This window comes from Natronorubrum sediminis (genome assembly GCF_900108095.1).
GTDB lineage: Archaea > Halobacteriota > Halobacteria > Halobacteriales > Natrialbaceae > Natronorubrum > Natronorubrum sediminis.
In genome coordinates this window covers 168911-185983 of the sequence record NZ_FNWL01000004.1, presented here as the reverse complement: position 1 = coordinate 185983, position 17073 = coordinate 168911, and the positions used below count along the sequence as shown (strand labels likewise).

Sequence of the window (17073 nt, the reverse complement as noted above, 5' to 3'; positions counted from 1 at the left end):
ACACCCATGGCGACATCGGACCCAGCGACTACCGGTGACTCCGGGTCGGCAGTCTCCCTCCAGAACGTCCACAAGACCTACCACCTCGGTGAGCCAGTTCACGCGCTCGACGGCGTCTCACTCGAGATTCCGCGAGGGTCGTACACGGCGATCATGGGCCCGAGTGGCTCCGGCAAGTCGACGTTGATGAACCTCGTTGGCTGTCTCGACACGCCGACGAGTGGCACCGTCGTGGTTGACGGCCGCGACGTTGGCAGTCTGAGCGACGCCGAGCGAACGACCCTCCGCGGGACGACCGTCGGCTTCGTCTTCCAGACGTTCAACCTCATGCCGCGCCTGTCCGCCCTCGAGAACGTGGCGATGCCACAGCTGTTTCGAAACATTGGCCGAGCGGAACGCCGTGAACGAGCGAGTGCGTTGCTCGAGCGCGTCGGCCTCGCGGATCGAGCGGACCACCTCCCGAATGAACTCTCCGGCGGGCAGCGACAGCGGGTGGCGCTGGCTCGAGCGCTCGTCAACGAACCCGAACTCATCCTCGCCGACGAGCCGACGGGCAATCTGGACACCGAAACCGGCGCGAACGTGCTCGAACTGTTCGCCGAGTTCCACGAGGCCGGGACGACGATGGTCGTCGTGACCCACGAACGCCACGTCGCCACCCACGCCGAACGGATCGTTCACCTGCTCGATGGAACGCTCGAGGACGTCGAGTCGCTCGAGGAATCCGACGGCACGGACGATCGAAGCGGCGTACACGGAGGCCACTGATGCGTCCCGGTGCGAGTCTGGCGCTCGCCTGGCGGTCGATTCGAGGGCACAAACTTCGCTCGTCGCTGACGACGCTCGGCATCGTCATCGGCATCGCAGCCGTGATCGCGTTCGTCACGCTTGGAGCGAGCCTGCAGGCGGGCGTCATCGGCGACATTAGCCCCGACGACCAGCGAAATAGCTACGGCTGGGCGAGCGACCCCGACACCGAGGGCGGCCCGCTGGCCGGTGCCCAACCCGTCTTCAGTGAGGACGACCTCGAGACGCTCTCCGACGACGAGGATATCGACGCCGCCTACGGCTACATGCCGATTTCGACGCAGGCGCTCGTCTACGAGGACGAACTCTCTCCACAGAGCGACGCGCTGGTCGCGGCCGGGCCGACGTACATCAGAGACGACACGCTCGAGGAGGGCCGACAGTTCGAACAGGGCGAACGCGAGGCGGTCGTCAATCCCGCCGTCGCCGGCCAGTTCGAGGAGGATCTCGAGATCGGCGACGAACTGACCGTCGCGTTACAGGGCGGCGAGCAGACCAGCGTCACCGTCGTCGGCATCACCGAAACGTCGGAGGGGCTGAGTCCCTTCGAGGGCTTCGAGCCGTCGCCGCGAGTGTACGTCCCGACGGACCCCTACTACACCGAAGACGCTGCCGGGGACCTCCCCGGAGGCGAGGCCGGCGGTGACGGCGACGCCGCCGGCGGGGAGGGCACCGAAGGGGGCGAAGCTACCGACGAGAATGCTGGCGAGAACGGCGAGGAGGACGATCAGGCGATGGCAGACGCCCGCTTCCTCGCCATCGTCGTCGAAGCCGAATCGGCTGACGAGGAAGCGATCGATCGCGCCCAGGAGAGTGCGACTACCTACCTCGAGAGCGAGGACTCCGACGCCGGTGAATTGCTCGACGAGGACCTCGAGATGACGTTACAGACGAGTACGGAGTTGCTCCAGCAACTCGAGGACGTGTTGGGCCTCCTACAGAACTTCATCGTCGGCATCGCCGCGCTCTCGTTGCTCGTCGGCTCCATCGGCATCGCGAACATCATGCTCGTCTCCGTCACCGAACGAACCCGCGAAATCGGGATCATGAAGGCTGTCGGGGCCCAAAACCGAGAGATTCTGGGGTTATTCCTCGCCGAAGCAGTGATCCTCGGCGTCGTCGGAGCGATCATCGGCACGATACTCGGTCTCGCCGCGGGCTATCTCGGCGTCTGGTACATCGATCTGCCGCTGGTCTACCCCTACGAATACGTCGCGCTGGCGATTGCCGTCGGCGTCCTCGTCGGAATCCTCTCGGGCCTGTATCCGGCCTGGCGAGCGGCGCGAACGGATCCGATCGACGCGCTCCGATACGAGTGACGAGGACGACGTCGCGAACGGGTTCGGGGCCGTCACTCGAGCCCGTTATTGTCTTCAAGCAGATATATTTGAGATTCGATTGGTTGGGAACGAGACTTACGTCTTCACTACGTAGTCTCGCAGGATGAAACGCCGGACGGTCGTTCGTGCCCTCGGCGGCGTCGGGACGGGAGCCACGGCTGGACTCGCCGGCTGTCTGACGCGAAACGGGGACGACGAGCCACCGAACGGCGACGACGGCGATCCAGAGCCCGACGAACCGCGATACGACAGCACGCTCAGGGTCGCGACGTACCGGTCGATGGTCGAAGGCCCGAACCCGGCCGGCGAGTGGCTCGAGGAGGCGTTTACGGAGGAGTTCCCCGACGCCGAACTCGAGTGGGTGGTTCCAAACGGCGGCGTCGACCACTACATTCGCCGCTCGGAGTACAGCGGCCAGATCGACGTCGACGTGCTCTTTGGCTTTACCGTCGGCGACCTCACACGAATCGACGAGCGAATCGAGGAAGGGAGACTCCTTCGCGAACTCAATCTCGAGCGAGTCGAGGGCGTCGACGAAATCCAAGACGAGTACGAGTTCGGTGATCCACACGGACGGGCACTGCCGTTCGACACGGGCTTCGTGAACCTCGTGTACGACGGGAACGAACTCGAAGGGCCGGAGACGTTCGACGAGCTGTTGGACGGCGAGTACGAGGAAACCCTCCTCGCACAGGATCCGCGAACGTCCAACCCGGGACAGGCTTTCTTCCTGTGGACGATCGACGCGATGGGTGAATCCGAGGCCTTCGAGTGGTGGGAAGACCTCGTCGACGCCGGCGTCGACGTCCGCCGATCCTGGAGCGATTCCTACGTCGACGGCTACCTCGAGGAGGAGCGCCCGATGGTCGTCTCGTACTCGACCGATCCCGCCTTCGCCGCCAGAGAAGCAGACGACACGACTCGCCACCAGGTCGCATTTCTGGACGACGAAGGGTACGCGCTCCCCGAGGGAATGGGGATCTTCGAGGAGGCGACCGAACCCGATCTCGCCTACGGCTTTCTCAGCACGATCCTCACAGAAGAAGCCCAATCCGAACTCGCTCACCGAAATCTCCAGTTCCCCGTCATCGACGGCATCGACACCGACTCGGCGTTCGACGGCATCGCTCGCGAACCGTCCGATCCCGTCGCGCTGGGCTACGACGACCTCGAGGGGACTGTCACCGACTGGCTCGAGGAGTGGGACGACCGCGTCGGCGACGACGTCCTCGAGAACGAGTAGTCACTGCTCGTTTCTCACGCGGCAATCGGTACATTCGAGCACGGCGGCGTACTCACCAGCAGTATGGACGAGTACGTTCTCCTCATCGCGGTCGCGAACACCGCAACGGTCCTCACAGGCGGGGCCGTCGCGTTACTCGCCTACCGCGCCTTTCGTCGGACTGGGTCTGGCGCATTGCGAGCGCTCGCGATCGGGTTTAGCTTCATCGTCGCCGGGTCGGTCTTCGGCGCGTTCGTCCACCTCCTCGGTGACAACGTCGCCCTCGGCGTCACGATTCAGAGTTCGTTCACCGCTGGCGGGTTCGGAATCGTCCTGTACTCGCTGTACGCCGAGACGTCGATGACGACCACCGTCACGATTCGTCAGTCCGAATAACGACTCGAACGGTCGAAACGAGACCGACGTCGGTGGGTCCGACGGCTTACTCGAGACGCGACCGAATCCGATCGAGACCCATCTCGAGCATATCCGGGCTGACGGCCTGGAACTCGCCGTCGTCGGGGAGGAACGGCCGAACCGAATCCCAGCTATCGCGCGCGTACCGTTCGTCGAGGAGCACGCGGACGCCGACATCCTGTGGAGAGCGAATGACGCGTCCGATCGCCTGACGAGCCTTTCTGACCGCCGGAATCGTGAGCGCGTAGGTGAACCCGTCGCCGAATTCGTCCTCGTAGGCCCGTCGGACCGCCTTCGTCCGCGGACTCGAGGTGTTGACGATCGGCACGCCACAGATGACGGCCGCCGAGAGGCGGTCGCCACTGTAATCGACGCCCTCGGTGAGCGTTCCCCGGAGGCTCGTGACGAGAACCTTCCCATCGCCGTCGAAGAACTCGCGTTTAAGCGACTGGGTCGTCTCGGCGTCGCTCGCCGCGTCGAGTAAGACGGGTTTCTCGAGGCGGTCCTCGAGCGCGCTGGCGGTCCAGTCGGCCTCGGCGTAACTCGGCATGCCGACCAGAACGTTGCCGGGAAGCCGGCCGACTTTCGATATGGCGTCCACGTAGTGCGTTCGAGTCGGGTTCTCGTCCCCGGGAGGGCCGCGGTTATCGTAAGTGAACTTCGGCGCAGCGACCGCGAAACTCTCGCGGTTTTCGGCCGGGAAGTGGAGACCGTAGCGTCGTTCGACGACCGGCCGGTCTTCTTCGCGCTCGAGGTACTGCAAGCCAGTCACGTCGGTAAACGCGTCCATCGGCTCGAGGGTCGCGCTCATGAGGATGCCGCCGCCAAAGGAGGCGAGTCGGTCGCCGATGGCGTCGCTCGGCACGCAGTTGTGCAAGGAGAAACGAGCGTTGTACGCGCGTCGCCAGGAATCGGCCGGCTCGGTGTCGTCCCACGTGCGCTCGAGTTCGATCTCTCGGAAGTAGTCGGTGTGACCGCGACGGTACCACTCGCCCAGGACGCGACCGACGGTGGGGGCTGCGCGAGTTCTGTCTTCGTCTTCGGCTTCGTTCAAAATTCGCTCGACGACGGCACCGACGGATTCGACACGAACCCAATCGACGTCACTGTACCCTTCCGTTTGGGCCCACTCTGTCAGTTCGTCTTCCGCGGGCTCGGCCGGATCGCGGAGGGGAATCTCGGCATCGTCGAGCTCCGCGAGATTCGACTGCCACCCCCTGTGTTTCCGGTCGAGAAACGCGGTCACTCGTCGGTCGAGTTCGCTCCGAACGTCCTGGACGAACTCGAGCGTTCGGGTGAGTTCGTCGTAGGTAACGTCGCTATCGTTCAGTTCCGCCCTGACGAGGTCCGCGTCGGCCGTCTTCGAGCCACCCTGTGCCTGTCTGCCCTCACGTTCGAACTTGACCGGCTGGATGACTCGAGAGAGTTCGCCTTCGGCGTCTCGGAGGGTACGGTCTCCCACGCCGTCACTGACCAGATCGCGCACGCGGGGTTCTAACATGTGAGCCTCGTCGCAGACGACGAACGTCGAGTCGTCGAGGAGCGCTCCGGTGAACGACCCGGTCGTCTGTGGATCGAACGCGTGGTAGTAGTTTCCGATGACGACCTCGACGTGGCCCAACACGGCCCCCATCACCGAGTGCGGGCAGGTTCCGTGGGCGACGGAGCGCGCGACCAGGTCTTCGGGCGTGAGCATTCCCGCCTCGGTGAAGTCGTAGGGGACGGCTTCGACTGCGTCACCATCGCTGCCATCCTCGGGGAGGTCCTCGAGATACTGCGCGTAAAACGGACAGTACTCGATTTCGGCACCTACCGGGCCGCCCTCACCGTACTCGGGGAGAGCTGGCGGATACGGCGTCGGTTCGCCCGCGGTCTCGAGGAACTGGCTGGTTCCGCCGCCACGAGAGCCGCTATCCGCCAGTCCGATCTGTTGGCTGCGAGCGCGTGTGGCGAGGTTCTGTGCGGTCGTATCGCCGCCTTCGCCAGTGAGGTCGCGGGTTCGATCACGGAGCGTCTCACAGCGGTCGTAGACGTTGCCGTCGTCGATGCCAGCTTTCCCCTCGCGGTTGTACGGACAGACGTCGGCCTTTCCGACGAGCGTGAGCCCCGAAACGGGGTTCCAGTCGTCGGGCAAATTCTCGTTGATCGTCTCGAGGTCGGTTTCGAACTGGCGCAGTTGCTGTTTGACGCTCGTGAGAACGAAGACGCGCTCGTAGTCGGTGTCGGGGTCGCGAACGAGGTCGATCCCGGCGGTGAGCGCGATCATCGTCTTCCCGGTACCACAGGCCCCTTCGATGACGGTATAGCCGTCCTCTCGAGCGGTGTCGATAGCGGATTCGATGCCGTCGACTTGCTCGTCGTAGGGCTCGCGGTGGCCGAAGATCGAACGCCAGTCCGTCATGGGTTCCGTACTCGTCGTCGGTCGTCCATAGCTGTGACGAACCAGACTGGCTCCCTTATCGCTGATAAAGGTGTGGCGCTCGAGTGCGAGTGTACTCGCCCCCCATCGATTACCGAAAGAAGCCTCGAGAAGGGAAAACTGACGCGTATTTCAGCGTTTCGGCTGGACGTTGCCGGCGTAGTCCTTACCAGTGCTGGGCGCCATAGTACAAACGTGAAAGTCCCCAAGTCCCTCCGCGAAGTCGATCGAGACGGTGTAGTCGTTCGCACCCAGGAGTACGACGACGGAAGCATCATCGCCGTCGACTTCGGCGACACCGGTGAGAACGTCGCGATCGACGTTGTCGACTCCGTCGCGCTCATCGTGACCGACGACGAGCAGTTCGAGTTCGAACTGCCACCCGAAGCCAGCGACATCACCGTCAATAACGGCGTGCTCACGATCAAAGAGTAACCGCCGCGTCAGGCTCGCCGACGCGGGTGAAACACAACCCATTCCCGTTTTGCCACCCTCGTACCGATATGAGCGAACCTGACGATTCTGATTCGGCCGTCGACGCCGACCGCTGGCGCGAGGAACTCGAGTCGAAACGCACCGAAAAGGACGAATTCTTCGCGGAACATCCCCAATCACCGGTTCCGCCGGAAGACCGCGAGACGTTCGACGGACTCGAGTACTTCGAACCGGACCTCGATTATCGCGTCACCGCGACGGCGACCGTCCACGACGACCCCGAGGTCGTTCTGATGGAGACGACGGCGGGCAGAGAGATGCGCTATCTTCGCGTCGCGACCCTCGAGTTCGACCTCACTCGAGCCGACGAGGAACTCGAGGACGGGACGTACGAACTCGGAGCCTACCAACTCGAGAGTCCCAACGACGAACCGCTGTTCGTGCCCTTCCGAGACAAGACGACCGGTCAACAGAGCTACGAGGGCGGACGGTACATGGAGTTAGCCCCCGATCGGGGGCTCGAAGACGGCGACGAGCTTACCGTCGACTTCAACATCGCGTACACGCCGTTTTGTGCCTATAGCGAGACGTTCGACTGTCCCCTCCCGCCGGAAGAAAACTGGCTCGAAGTGACGATTCCCGCCGGCGAACGCAACGAGTAGCGTGACCGTCACCCTCGCTGACGGCGGCTTCTGCTCGAACCTTCGACCTCGACTGTCGGGACCGTTTCGAGTCCGCCGAGCACACGCAAAATCGCAACAAGCGACAGGGTTCGAGTAGAAACGAGGGGGTTGCCGGATGGGGTGCCTCGAGTCGAAATAGCGGGGCGTCTCACCGAACGTCTCGAGCAGGAGTCGGTTCGTCGCGTCATCGGTCGGGTCGGACAGATCGTTACGGCGAAACGCCGACGGTGAGTAACGTTCCAAGCTCTCGATACCGTTCGACCATCGCTTCGCGCGTGTCCCACTCCTCGAGTGGGAACTCGGCCTCGGCTGGGATCGTGATCTCGCGATCCGGAACGTGGTCCTGCTCGGCGACTGCGAGTCCGCTCTCTCGGAACGCGGTGCGATACTGGTCGCGATCCCAGCGCGTCATCTCGATCGAGATGTTGTCTTGCCACTCGTGAGAGTGAACGTTTTCCTCGTAATAGTTGACCGCACAGTAGAACGTTCCGCCCGGACGAAGCACGCGCGCAACTTCCTCGAGCGTGTGGTGTGGATCCGCTGCGTAGTAAAACGCCTCCATCGAGAACACGTGGTCGATCGAGTCGTCGGCGAACGGTAACTCGTCGAAATCACCGACGAGGAAGCCGACGGCGGGGTCGTCGGTGTACCCCGCCGCATTGCGTGCCATCTCGGGTGAGCCGTCGAGCCCGTATACACGGCCCGCGTCCTTCGTATCCCGCAGTGCCCGACCGGCGTAGCCGCTGCCGCATCCGAGGTCGAGAATCGTGTCGCCAACCTCCACCGGCATCCGCGCGAGGACGTGTTTCGCGGTGTGCCAGTGCCGGTCTTCCATCCCTCGGTCGCGGCCGCTCGTCGCCCACTCGTTGAACTCCTCACGAACGCTCATACTCGAGTGCTCACGCTCGGCGATCAAAACGCGTTCGACTCGAAGTGAAGGGGGTCGCAACTGCCAGCGGACGAGAAGAGCTACGACGAGTCCTCGTCCGTTCGATCGGCAGCCGTGGTTGCGATAAGTCCGTACGTTGATTCAGTTGGTTCGATAGTGCTTCAGTGAGTCCTTTCCAGAACCCACCGTTCTCGGTCGATCGACGGGATCGACAGGTTCTTTAGGGCAGCCTAAAAAGATGAGGGCGGAGAGGTTTAGGCCGGCCGAAATCCCGTGGGCATCGGGCGAAGGCCGAACCAATAGCTCCTGCTGACACACTTTTTTGGCAACAGGTTCTAAGATAATCGGAATCTATATGTGTTTTAGGCCAGCCTAAAACTAGATATGCAACAGCGCGATAGCGATCAAACGCAGCAATCTACGATGAGTCGTCGACCGTTCCTCGCAGCCACGAGCGCTTCGGTAGCCGGACTCGCCGGACTCGCCGGCTGTCTTGGTGACGACGACGCTCCACCGCTGACAGACTCCGGTCCGGGGGAGACCGGGGTCGATTCCGGTGGCGTCAGGTGGGACGATCTCGGCGATCTCGAGGGCGAGATCAGCATTTACTGCGGTCGCGACCGTGATCAGATCGACGACGTGTTCGAGGCGCTCGAGGACGAGTACGACGATCTCACCGTCAGGGTCGGTTACGACGACAACGACGTCCACGTGAACCAGATCATCGAGGAAGGCGACGCCACCGCTGCGGACCTCATGTACTCACAGGACCCCGGCGCCCTCGGGGAACTCGAGCGCGAGGGCGTCGTTCAGGCGCTGCCCGACGACATCGTCGAGGGTGTCCCCGAAAGCTACCGAGATCCCGACGGCTACTGGACCGGCGTCACCGGCCGCGTCCGTGCGATCCAGTACAACAGCGACCGACTGGACGAAACGGAGTTCGATGGCCCCGAGGACTTTCCAGACGACATCATGGAATTTGCGACTGACGAGCGGTTCCAGGGAATTATTTCGACGCGACCCAACTCCGGAACCTTCCGCGGGTTCATCCAGGCGATGGTCGAACTCGAGGGCGAGGAAGCGACCCGCGAGTGGGTCAGCGATATGATGGAAGATCAAGACGCCCAACTCTTCACGAGCGGGGGAGACCAGGCCGCGGCCGTCGAGCAAGGCGGTGACGACGACCCGATCATCGCACTCGGAAACAGCTACTACGCCGCCCGTCTCATCAGCGAGGACCCCGACTCACCGGTCGACGTCGCGTTCACCGAGAACGACGCCGGTTGTCTGTTCAGCGTCGCGGGCGTCGCCGCCACGAACGCCGTCAGCGACCCCGACATGGTTGCGGAGTTCATCCGTCACCTGATCGCCGAAGAAGGCCAAGAACTCATGATGGAACAAAACGGCGAGTACCCCGTCGTCGAGGATATCGACTACGTCGACGAACTCCCAGACCTCGACGAGATCAACCCACCTGAATTCGATCTCAGCGACTTCGACATGGACATGCAGGGTGCCAGAGATATCATCGAAGACGAAGGGATGGAAGTCTAAAACGCGAGAACGAGTCGTTACACACCGCGAGGGGCGTCGTAACTATCCGCCTTTGATTTCCAGTACGGCGAGAGCGGTTCGGGGGATTTAGGTGAACCTAACTCAAAGCACGTAGCGACAGCCGGTTTCGACATACCGAGTAGCCGACTATAATGAAATCACTCACGAACCATCTCGACTCCCTGCGGTCACTCGAGGAACTCTCGAAGCGACTCGGCGTGACCGACCGTTCGATGGCCGTTTTGGTACTCCTTAGTGCCGTCGTCGCGTTTCTCGTCATCTCCCCGATGTTCTGGTTGCTCTGGCGTGCGATTACGGTCGAACCGTCGCGAGCGATCGACCTCATCTTCTCTTCGCGGACCGCCGGAACGACGATCAACAGTATCGCCTTGATGGGGCTCGTGACCGTGTTCTCGATTGGACTCGGCGTTCCGCTAGCGATCCTCACGACCAGAACAGACCTCCCAAACCCACGATTCTGGACCATCGTCGCTGCACTCCCGCTCGTTATCCCGAGCTATATCGGTGCCATCGCGTTTACCGGAATGTTTGGCTCCGGTGGGCAGGTCGATACGCTCTTCGGGACGACGATTCCGAATCTCGACGGGCTCCCGGGGGCCATATTCATCATCACGCTGTACACGTACCCCTACGTGTTCTTGACGACGAGAGCCGCGTTGCTGTCGATGGATAGTTCGATCATCGACGCCGCACGAACCCTGAACGCCGGCCCGCTCGAGGCGTTTCGCCGCGTCACCTTTCCACAGATTAGGCCGGGAATTGCCGCCGGGGCGTTGCTCGCCGGCCTCTACGCTATTTCGGACTTCGGAACGCCCGCGTTTATGGGTGCGAGCGTCTTCACGAGTCGAATCTACTGGGAGTTCAACAACTTCGCCGTCGAGTACGCCGCTTTGCTCGCGCTGCAGTTGATCGCGATCGTCGCGATCGTTCTCGTCATCGAAGCGGGAATCGGTCGTGACGAAGACGCAACCGGTGGCCCGAGCAGTGGCAGCGTGATCCACCTTGGCCGCTGGAAGTGGCTGGCAATAGGCTTCATCTCCTCGCTCGGAGTGCTCACGCTCGTCATTCCGGTTGCGATCTTTACGAACTGGCTGTTTCGCAGTCAGGGAGATCCGATCTCGTCGCTCGAATTCGAGTGGGTCTACGCGTTCAACTCGGTCCACCTCGCCCTGATCGCCGCATTCGTCGCCTGTCTGTTCGCCCTTCCCGTCGCCTACTACTCGGGCCGAACGAACTCACTGCTATCACGGATCTTAGAGCGAGCGACCTACATCGGATTCGCCGTTCCCGGCGTCGTCATCGGACTGGCACTGGTGTTTCTCGGGACCAGAACGCTCCCTTCGTTTTACCGCCAGGGCATCTGGCTGCTCGTCTTCGCCTACGTCGTTCGCTTCCTGCCACAGGCCGTCGGAACCGTTCGTTCGTCGGTCCTGCAGGTAGACGCGAAGACGATCGAAGCCGCACGAACGCTAAACGCCAGTCGACTCGAAGCGTTCAGACGAATTACGCTCCCGCTGATCATGCCCGGCGTGGTCGCTGGCGGTGTTCTCGTCTTTCTGACGACCATGAAGGAACTCCCAGTAACGCTGATGCTTCGTCCCGTCGGCATGGAGACATTGGTTTCCATCATCTGGGGGGCTCAGGCCGACCTCGCCTATCGATACGCGGCGTTCCCGTCGCTGTTGCTCATCCTCATCTCGGGATTCTCGATGCTCATCTTGCTTCGCCAGGAAGGGAGCGATCTCAACTGAGCATTCGCAATCACTCAAACCGATAGAAGAAACGTCAGAGTATCAGTTGTCGACACCAAACAGATCCGCACTATTAAGTCGGTTCCGAAAGTTGTTCAGGCCAGTAATGGAGTATTCGCTTGCAATCGACGAGACACCAGCAACGGTATCGGGTGGAACGGGTGTACTGTTACTTCACCCGAGTACGGGTGAAACGGACCGCATCGATACTGATTTTCTCAAAACCGATACCGACCACTTCCTCGTCATCTCCACACGAACCACCGCCCGCGAAGTCAAACAAAAACTCGAGTACTACGACGTCGACGAAGACTGTGCCGAGATCCTCGACACCCTCAGTATCGAACGCGGCTACTCTCGACGCTCCGCCGACACCGTCCACTACGTCGCCGCACCCGACGATGTCGACGGAATCGTCGAACACATCGACGGCTTCCTCGAGGCACACGACGGCAAACTTCGCCTCAGTTTCGACTCCATCACCGAACTCGCCTACTACGCCGGCGACGAGGAAGCCCTCGAAACCGCCGAACGAATCGTCGAATTACTCGAAGAACACGACGCAATCGGTCTCTTTCACGTCTCGGAAGACCCCCACGACGAGGCACTCGTTGCGCAGTTCCGTGACGTATTCGACGGAACGATCGATCTCGACGAGGACGGCCACATCGACACTGACTTCGAATAACTAGTCGCTCGCGTTCGTTTTTCGAGCGTGTCACTCCTCGAGAGAATCGAACGTCTTCTCGGCCCATGTCACCGCGTACTCGGCGCCGTGATCACGATAGGCGTCCGTGTCGAGTGCCGCAAACGGGGCTGGAAGTTCGATGGCGTGTTTGATCGCTGCACACGCGAGTTCGGTTGCATCTGCGAAGTCCGTCTCACCCCGAGCAACGGCCCGTGGCAATTCCGAGACTCGATCCTCGAGTCGTGTTCCCGCATCCTGCCACGCGTCGGCGAGGGCAGGATGGTTCTCGTTCCACGTCGCGAACTCTGCTCGGGTCTGGAGGCCAACCCATCCATCGTACAGTGCCGACGCTACCTGATACGTCTCGTTCGGATCGAGTGTGACCGCGTCGTCGAGTTCGCGATACTTGTCTTCGAAAAACCCGAGGAAGTGTTCGGGAACGCCGAGTGAGACCTCGACGACCGCCTCGGCGAGTAAGAAGTCGACGAACGCCTCCGGCGACCCACCGACACGAGGCTTGATAATCACGACCGGCGGATCACTCTGGCGAGTCCACGCGACGCTTCCATCACCCGGCATCCCGATCGTGAAGTCCGTACCCGCGTATCGAGTGAGCAACGTCGGGGCGTCGTTCGGAAGCCACTCGGCAGGATAACTCGCCGGCTCGAGCGAGTCGACGAGTAGACCGAGATCTTCGGCCTCTGTGGGAGGAATCGTCTCGAAGTCCCGATCTGACTCGAGGACGTGAACTGTTGGCGCGTAGGACTCACGAACGGACTCGACCGAACTCGAGAGGTCGCGAGTCTGGAACATCAGACGAGAACAGTCTGGAAGACGACCAACAGTGACAGGAGTGCTGCGACGGTGATCGTGGTGAGAACGACCTTGGTTGGGGTGCTCATACGCTACTGAACTCGACCGCGTCGCTTAAATCCATCTGTCTCGCCTACCGATCCCCGACGAGTTCCATCGCGAACGAGACTCACGAGCACCGATCTGAGACGATCCCCAGAGCAGGGGTGGCGTCCGCTTAGATCCCTTCGGAAAACGAAACGGGTGTGGATAGTGGAACCACCTTCATTTCAACTGGAGTATGTATTCTGTATACTCCCATCGTATGCCGCCAGAAGTAGGGTTCTGGAGTTGCAACAGAGGGGTCTGTTAAGGGATGCCTGAGCGAACCGAATCCAAACGCTCTGGTTTCGGAATCGACTCCCTCGAGAGACTCGTTGGTCTCGGTCGTCCCTGGTGGCACTCGAAGGGGACGAACGCTACTACTGGACTACCCGGTGAACTCGACTAACGGGCTACCCGAGGGACCCAACCCACGAAATTACACCTCGTCTTCGTCGTTTCGCCAGGAATCGGGAACGTCGATAACGTACCGGCCGTCCTCTTGCAGCGAGATAATGTACTCTTCGCGATTGTAGAGTTCCATGAGATTGAGTTCGTACTGTCCCGGACTCACGATCTTGATACTCTCGAATTGTTCGTTGAGTTCCGCGCGGAGTTCTTCGATCGACGGTTGCTCTCCCGTCGGTTCGCTGACGACACGGCCGTCACTCGGTGGCTGCTCATCGCTCGAGGCTGCGTTTGCCTGTTGTGGTGGATGAGACGAGCCATCTCGTGTATCTGGAGACGGGTGAGCCGTTTCCGGAAGATCGTTACTCGAGACGACTTCACTCCGAGCATCGGCCTGTGCTGTATCCTCGTCGTCGGCAACCATCGTCCCGTCTGCTCGAGTTGGAGTTGGTTCGGCGTTCGTTTCGGGTGCACGCTCGTTGCCGTCACTCGAGGGGTCAGACGACGCTGGACTCGAAGTCGGGGTGGCCGACGCCGACCCCCGTGTTTCCGGTGCACCTCGATTCCCATCCGACGGGGCATTCGACCGATTTTCGGGTCGACGAGCCGTTTCGGGCCACGCAGTAAATTCCTCCGTCGTCGACTCTTCGGACGGGTTGTCCGGTTTGGCCTCGTCGGGCCACGATTGGGGCTGTGGCTGTGACGTATCGCGTTGGCTCGGTGTACTCGACTGCGGCGATCGTTCTGGTGAGGAATCACTCGAGGCTTGTGGCGTTTCGCTCGTAGCTGCTGGCGATTCGCTCGTAGGTGACGGCGATTCGCTCGTAGGTGACGGCGATTCGCTCGTAGGTGACGGCGATTCGTTCGAGACCGATGGAACATCGTCTGCGGTATCTGACTCCGAGGAAACCCAGCCACGAACTGTTTTCGCAGCACGCCCGACGGTTCCGGTGGTAGAAGATGAAGACGAAGAGGACGCGTCACCAGCACTCTCGGTGGCACCCGCTGACGCCTCACTCGAGTGAGCTGAGTTGCTCGTCGCTTGTCCAGACGGTGCAAACTGGAACTTGTTTCCACCGCAGTCTGGACACCCCGACAACATCTCTTTGGAACCGTCGGGAAATGTGCGACCGCAGTTCGTACATTCGTGTGGCATTAGTCTCGGGACACGAGGGCACTGATCAGCGTTTCATCCTTGTGGAGCGTTTCGATTTGATTTGCCGGGCCGATAACGGTCAGCTTTGCTGTCGACTCATTGTTGCCCATAATTCGACCGAGCAACGAGGAATCGCGTGTCGAAGATTTTGGATACGTCTCGATTTCGATCCCGTTGAACTCGTCGGGGCTGATCTCGGACATCGTCACCTCGATCAGTTTGCTCTCTTCGTCGGGACTCAGTCCCTCCTCGAGGATGACGATATTGCCCTCGTGGACGCCATCCAAGATCATTCGGATCTTCTCCATCGAGGCCAAACTGTCCATCCGTTCGCCGCTGATCAAGTCGATCTGGACACCGTCGGGTGTGTCTGGGTCGTCTGCGTTAGTTGCGTGTGGCATCGTTGCTCACCCGAAGTACTCCGCGATTTTTTCGTACACTTCGTCCATATTCTCGCCTTCTTTCGCCGAGAGCGGGACGGTCTTGTGCTGTGGGAATGCGTCTTCGATCCGTTTGACACTCGAGTCCTCGAGGTCGATCTTGTTCGCGAAGATCAACACCGGGAGATCACGAGATTCGATGATTCCGATCAACATCGTGTTGACCTGCGTGATCGGATCCTCCGCGCTATCGAGTACGTAAATGACGCCATCGACGTCCTCACGAAGCCAGTGCATCGCCTCTGCGACGCCTTCGGTGGCCTCACGGGAGCGACGGATTGCGTCGTCTTCTTCCATCTCGTCGGTAAACTCCTCGTAGTCGACTTTCGTCGTCACACCAGGCGTGTCGACGATATCGATCGTTACCGACTTCCCCTCACGTTCGATCTGAACATCTTCTTTCCGGCGTGCGCGACGCGTTTCGTGTGGGATATGACTCTCCGCACCAATTGCGTCACCAGTCCAGTCTCGAGCGATTCGGTTGGCGAGCGTTGTCTTTCCAGCGTTTGGTGGACCGTAGATACCGATTCGTTTGGGTTCCTCATCCGTAAAGAGGCGGTCTGTAACCCGAGAGATACTAGTTTTGAGTTCTGTGAACAGTCCCATCCTTGGGGCCCTCCAGCACCGCGGGTGGCAGTTGCGCGACCGCGGGGTGCATCTGCGCGTACTACAAACTGAATCTACTTAAGCCTACGTCAGACGGATAGACAATTCACCGTACCAGTGTAGCGTGATGTGATTCTCGAGAGTTGAGTGATGCGTTGAAGCTACCTTCACATTCTATTACTCTAGTTGCTACTCACCGATCTTTCACACTCACTGCAGTCGCTCCTCATCGTTCGTCGTCACAATTCGTGCGCACCGTCCATCGTCACAATTTGTGCGCACCGTTCGCCGTCACGATCCGTGCGCGATGATAGAAACGAGTACGGAATACCTCGGATCGATTGGAACTCGCCTGGGTCTAAAGCAGAAGTAACCTTCGTTCAGAACCGATCCGTGTTCGAGAGTTGTCGTCGTGTAGGCTGGATGCATCCCCACGAGTATCAAGAATTTCGATCTGACAGGTCATGGATGCTAAGAACATATCCCATGAGTACTAGGAACGGACAACATGCCAACCAGGGGCATTGAAAACCTGTAACATGGGAACCGGAACACTAGTTTGGAACTCGACACTGAATGGCCGAGGGGAATCACCCCCACCCCTTCGTTTCGACTGGAGACGCCCGACCCCCAGTGGGGGATCTTTCGTCGAATCTGGTCGCTTCCGGCTGGAGAAAACGATGATACTGCTGATGTTCCGGACGTGAAGCCTCCTGAGGAGTGATTAGGTGGAGGAGAGCTAGTCTAGTAACCCATGCGGTCTAGAGACGGCGTTCTAGCAGGATCTAGTAACTAAAACCAATCCACCTAGTAAAAATCTGTTTTTGCTAGTGCTACGGACCGAGTTTCTCACCCAACCACTTAAATCCCTCCTGTTTAGAAGACCTCTCGAGACCCCCACCCTCCTTCGATGCGTTCCACCTGAAACGAAGGGGTGGGGGGCTTCACCCAATCGCGTAACTGGCTTCGAAAACGAACCAATCTCGTTTAGAGGGGATCTCACGGCCGTTTCCGGACGTCCAACGGAATTTTGCTTCCGTCTCCGACCGTCCAATCAAATCGATTACTTCGCCGATCGAGCAGCCTCCGTCGGTATTCCTAGAACTCTTATCGCAATATCTAATTACCCTTATTGGTACTAGTACAGTGTGATACGGACGATGCTCGATCCACAAGCTAGTCTCTCCAATCTCGCTATGTAAATCACACCACTACGTTGGATGTTAGCACAATTAAACACAAAACTCGAGTAACGTTCTACTACTACTCGAGACACTGCGAGCGGAGTACATCGACCGTCGAACACTGTTCGTGTACAATCGACCTGAAACGGACGTGTTAAG

Annotated in this window: 15 protein-coding genes; 9 read left to right on the top strand and 6 right to left on the bottom strand. The window is 60.3% G+C overall.

Features of this window, described 5'->3' with window-relative positions; genetic code table 11:
- Positions 1-6: 6 nt before the first annotated feature.
- The 4 genes from BLW62_RS15945 to BLW62_RS15930 all read left to right on the top strand — a co-directional run bounded on the left by BLW62_RS15945 (position 7) and on the right by BLW62_RS15930 (position 3765).
- Positions 7-768 (top strand): ABC transporter ATP-binding protein, encoded by a 762-nt coding sequence (locus BLW62_RS15945; RefSeq protein ID WP_090508029.1) that lies wholly within the window; start codon positions 7-9, stop codon positions 766-768.
- Positions 768-2126 carry an ABC transporter permease gene (locus BLW62_RS15940; protein ID WP_090508028.1) on the top strand — a complete coding sequence of 453 codons (1359 nt, stop codon included), beginning with the start codon at positions 768-770 and terminating at the stop codon, positions 2124-2126. Before BLW62_RS15945 ends, BLW62_RS15940 begins: the two co-directional genes overlap by 1 nt.
- Before the next feature lie 124 nt (positions 2127-2250).
- The gene (locus BLW62_RS15935) at positions 2251-3390 is read left to right on the top strand and encodes a thiamine ABC transporter substrate-binding protein (protein ID WP_090508027.1); all 1140 of its coding nucleotides are present in this window, start codon (positions 2251-2253) and stop codon (positions 3388-3390) included.
- A gap of 63 nt (positions 3391-3453) precedes the next feature.
- The gene (locus BLW62_RS15930; RefSeq protein WP_090508026.1) at positions 3454-3765 is read left to right on the top strand and encodes a DUF7521 family protein; all 312 of its coding nucleotides are present in this window, start codon (positions 3454-3456) and stop codon (positions 3763-3765) included.
- 46 nt (positions 3766-3811) lie between these two features.
- Here BLW62_RS15930 and BLW62_RS15925 read toward each other — a convergent pair whose 3' ends face one another.
- Positions 3812-6187 (bottom strand): ATP-dependent DNA helicase, encoded by a 2376-nt coding sequence (locus BLW62_RS15925; protein WP_090508025.1) that lies wholly within the window; start codon positions 6185-6187, stop codon positions 3812-3814.
- 213 nt (positions 6188-6400) lie between these two features.
- Here BLW62_RS15925 and BLW62_RS15920 point away from each other — a divergent pair, with 213 nt between their 5' ends.
- Together BLW62_RS15920 and BLW62_RS15915 are read left to right on the top strand one after the other, a co-directional pair.
- Positions 6401-6640 carry a DUF7127 family protein gene (locus tag BLW62_RS15920; protein ID WP_090508024.1) on the top strand — a complete coding sequence of 80 codons (240 nt, stop codon included), beginning with the start codon at positions 6401-6403 and terminating at the stop codon, positions 6638-6640.
- 68 nt (positions 6641-6708) lie between these two features.
- Positions 6709-7302, top strand: a complete 594-nt coding sequence (locus tag BLW62_RS15915) for a DUF1684 domain-containing protein (protein WP_090508023.1) — start codon at positions 6709-6711, stop codon at positions 7300-7302.
- A 229-nt stretch (positions 7303-7531) separates the two neighbouring features.
- On the opposite strand, the gene BLW62_RS15910 is transcribed toward BLW62_RS15915, so the two are convergent.
- Entirely contained in the window at positions 7532-8212 is a 681-nt protein-coding gene (locus tag BLW62_RS15910; protein ID WP_090508022.1) for a class I SAM-dependent methyltransferase, read from the bottom strand.
- Positions 8213-8596: 384 nt separating this feature from the next.
- Here BLW62_RS15910 and BLW62_RS15905 point away from each other — a divergent pair, with 384 nt between their 5' ends.
- The 3 genes from BLW62_RS15905 to BLW62_RS15895 all read left to right on the top strand — a co-directional run bounded on the left by BLW62_RS15905 (position 8597) and on the right by BLW62_RS15895 (position 12226).
- The gene (locus BLW62_RS15905; protein ID WP_175459775.1) at positions 8597-9766 is read left to right on the top strand and encodes an extracellular solute-binding protein; all 1170 of its coding nucleotides are present in this window, start codon (positions 8597-8599) and stop codon (positions 9764-9766) included.
- Between the two features lie 152 nt (positions 9767-9918).
- On the top strand, positions 9919-11538 hold the full coding sequence (locus BLW62_RS15900) for an ABC transporter permease (RefSeq protein ID WP_090508021.1): 1620 nt from the start codon (positions 9919-9921) through the stop codon (positions 11536-11538).
- A gap of 106 nt (positions 11539-11644) precedes the next feature.
- Positions 11645-12226, top strand: coding sequence for a DUF7090 family protein (locus tag BLW62_RS15895; protein ID WP_090508020.1), 582 nt, complete (start codon positions 11645-11647; stop codon positions 12224-12226).
- Between the two features lie 30 nt (positions 12227-12256).
- On the opposite strand, the gene BLW62_RS15890 is transcribed toward BLW62_RS15895, so the two are convergent.
- The 4 genes from BLW62_RS15890 to BLW62_RS15875 form a co-directional block, all read right to left on the bottom strand.
- Positions 12257-13039: a DUF7089 family protein gene (locus BLW62_RS15890; protein WP_090508019.1), complete on the bottom strand. Its 783-nt coding sequence runs from the start codon at positions 13037-13039 to the stop codon at positions 12257-12259.
- A 520-nt stretch (positions 13040-13559) separates the two neighbouring features.
- Positions 13560-14684, bottom strand: a complete 1125-nt coding sequence (locus BLW62_RS19230) for an OapC/ArvC family zinc-ribbon domain-containing protein (RefSeq protein ID WP_090508018.1) — start codon at positions 14682-14684, stop codon at positions 13560-13562.
- Positions 14684-15085, bottom strand: a complete 402-nt coding sequence (locus BLW62_RS15880) for a DUF2073 domain-containing protein (RefSeq protein ID WP_090508017.1) — start codon at positions 15083-15085, stop codon at positions 14684-14686. The genes BLW62_RS19230 and BLW62_RS15880 overlap by 1 nt, the downstream gene beginning before the upstream one ends.
- A 6-nt stretch (positions 15086-15091) precedes the next feature.
- Positions 15092-15730, bottom strand: a complete 639-nt coding sequence (locus BLW62_RS15875) for an Era-like GTP-binding protein (RefSeq protein WP_076583213.1) — start codon at positions 15728-15730, stop codon at positions 15092-15094.
- Positions 15731-17073 lie beyond the last annotated feature (1343 nt).

What these genes read in the sequence shown, in the direction of transcription:
- BLW62_RS15915 (WP_090508023.1), top strand. Translation starts at nt 6,709, where the DNA reads ATGAGCGAACCTGACGATTCTGATTCGGCCGTCGACGCCGACCGCTGG.
- BLW62_RS15880 (WP_090508017.1), bottom strand. Translation starts at nt 15,085, where the DNA reads ATGCCACACGCAACTAACGCAGACGACCCAGACACACCCGACGGTGTC.
- BLW62_RS15925 (WP_090508025.1), bottom strand. Translation starts at nt 6,187, where the DNA reads ATGACGGACTGGCGTTCGATCTTCGGCCACCGCGAGCCCTACGACGAG.
- BLW62_RS15945 (WP_090508029.1), top strand. Translation starts at nt 7, where the DNA reads ATGGCGACATCGGACCCAGCGACTACCGGTGACTCCGGGTCGGCAGTC.
- BLW62_RS15910 (WP_090508022.1), bottom strand. Translation starts at nt 8,212, where the DNA reads ATGAGCGTTCGTGAGGAGTTCAACGAGTGGGCGACGAGCGGCCGCGAC.
- BLW62_RS15895 (WP_090508020.1), top strand. Translation starts at nt 11,645, where the DNA reads ATGGAGTATTCGCTTGCAATCGACGAGACACCAGCAACGGTATCGGGT.
- BLW62_RS15900 (WP_090508021.1), top strand. Translation starts at nt 9,919, where the DNA reads ATGAAATCACTCACGAACCATCTCGACTCCCTGCGGTCACTCGAGGAA.
- BLW62_RS15930 (WP_090508026.1), top strand. Translation starts at nt 3,454, where the DNA reads ATGGACGAGTACGTTCTCCTCATCGCGGTCGCGAACACCGCAACGGTC.
- BLW62_RS15890 (WP_090508019.1), bottom strand. Translation starts at nt 13,039, where the DNA reads ATGTTCCAGACTCGCGACCTCTCGAGTTCGGTCGAGTCCGTTCGTGAG.
- BLW62_RS19230 (WP_090508018.1), bottom strand. Translation starts at nt 14,684, where the DNA reads ATGCCACACGAATGTACGAACTGCGGTCGCACATTTCCCGACGGTTCC.
- BLW62_RS15935 (WP_090508027.1), top strand. Translation starts at nt 2,251, where the DNA reads ATGAAACGCCGGACGGTCGTTCGTGCCCTCGGCGGCGTCGGGACGGGA.
- BLW62_RS15905 (WP_175459775.1), top strand. Translation starts at nt 8,597, where the DNA reads ATGCAACAGCGCGATAGCGATCAAACGCAGCAATCTACGATGAGTCGT.
- BLW62_RS15875 (WP_076583213.1), bottom strand. Translation starts at nt 15,730, where the DNA reads ATGGGACTGTTCACAGAACTCAAAACTAGTATCTCTCGGGTTACAGAC.
- BLW62_RS15940 (WP_090508028.1), top strand. Translation starts at nt 768, where the DNA reads ATGCGTCCCGGTGCGAGTCTGGCGCTCGCCTGGCGGTCGATTCGAGGG.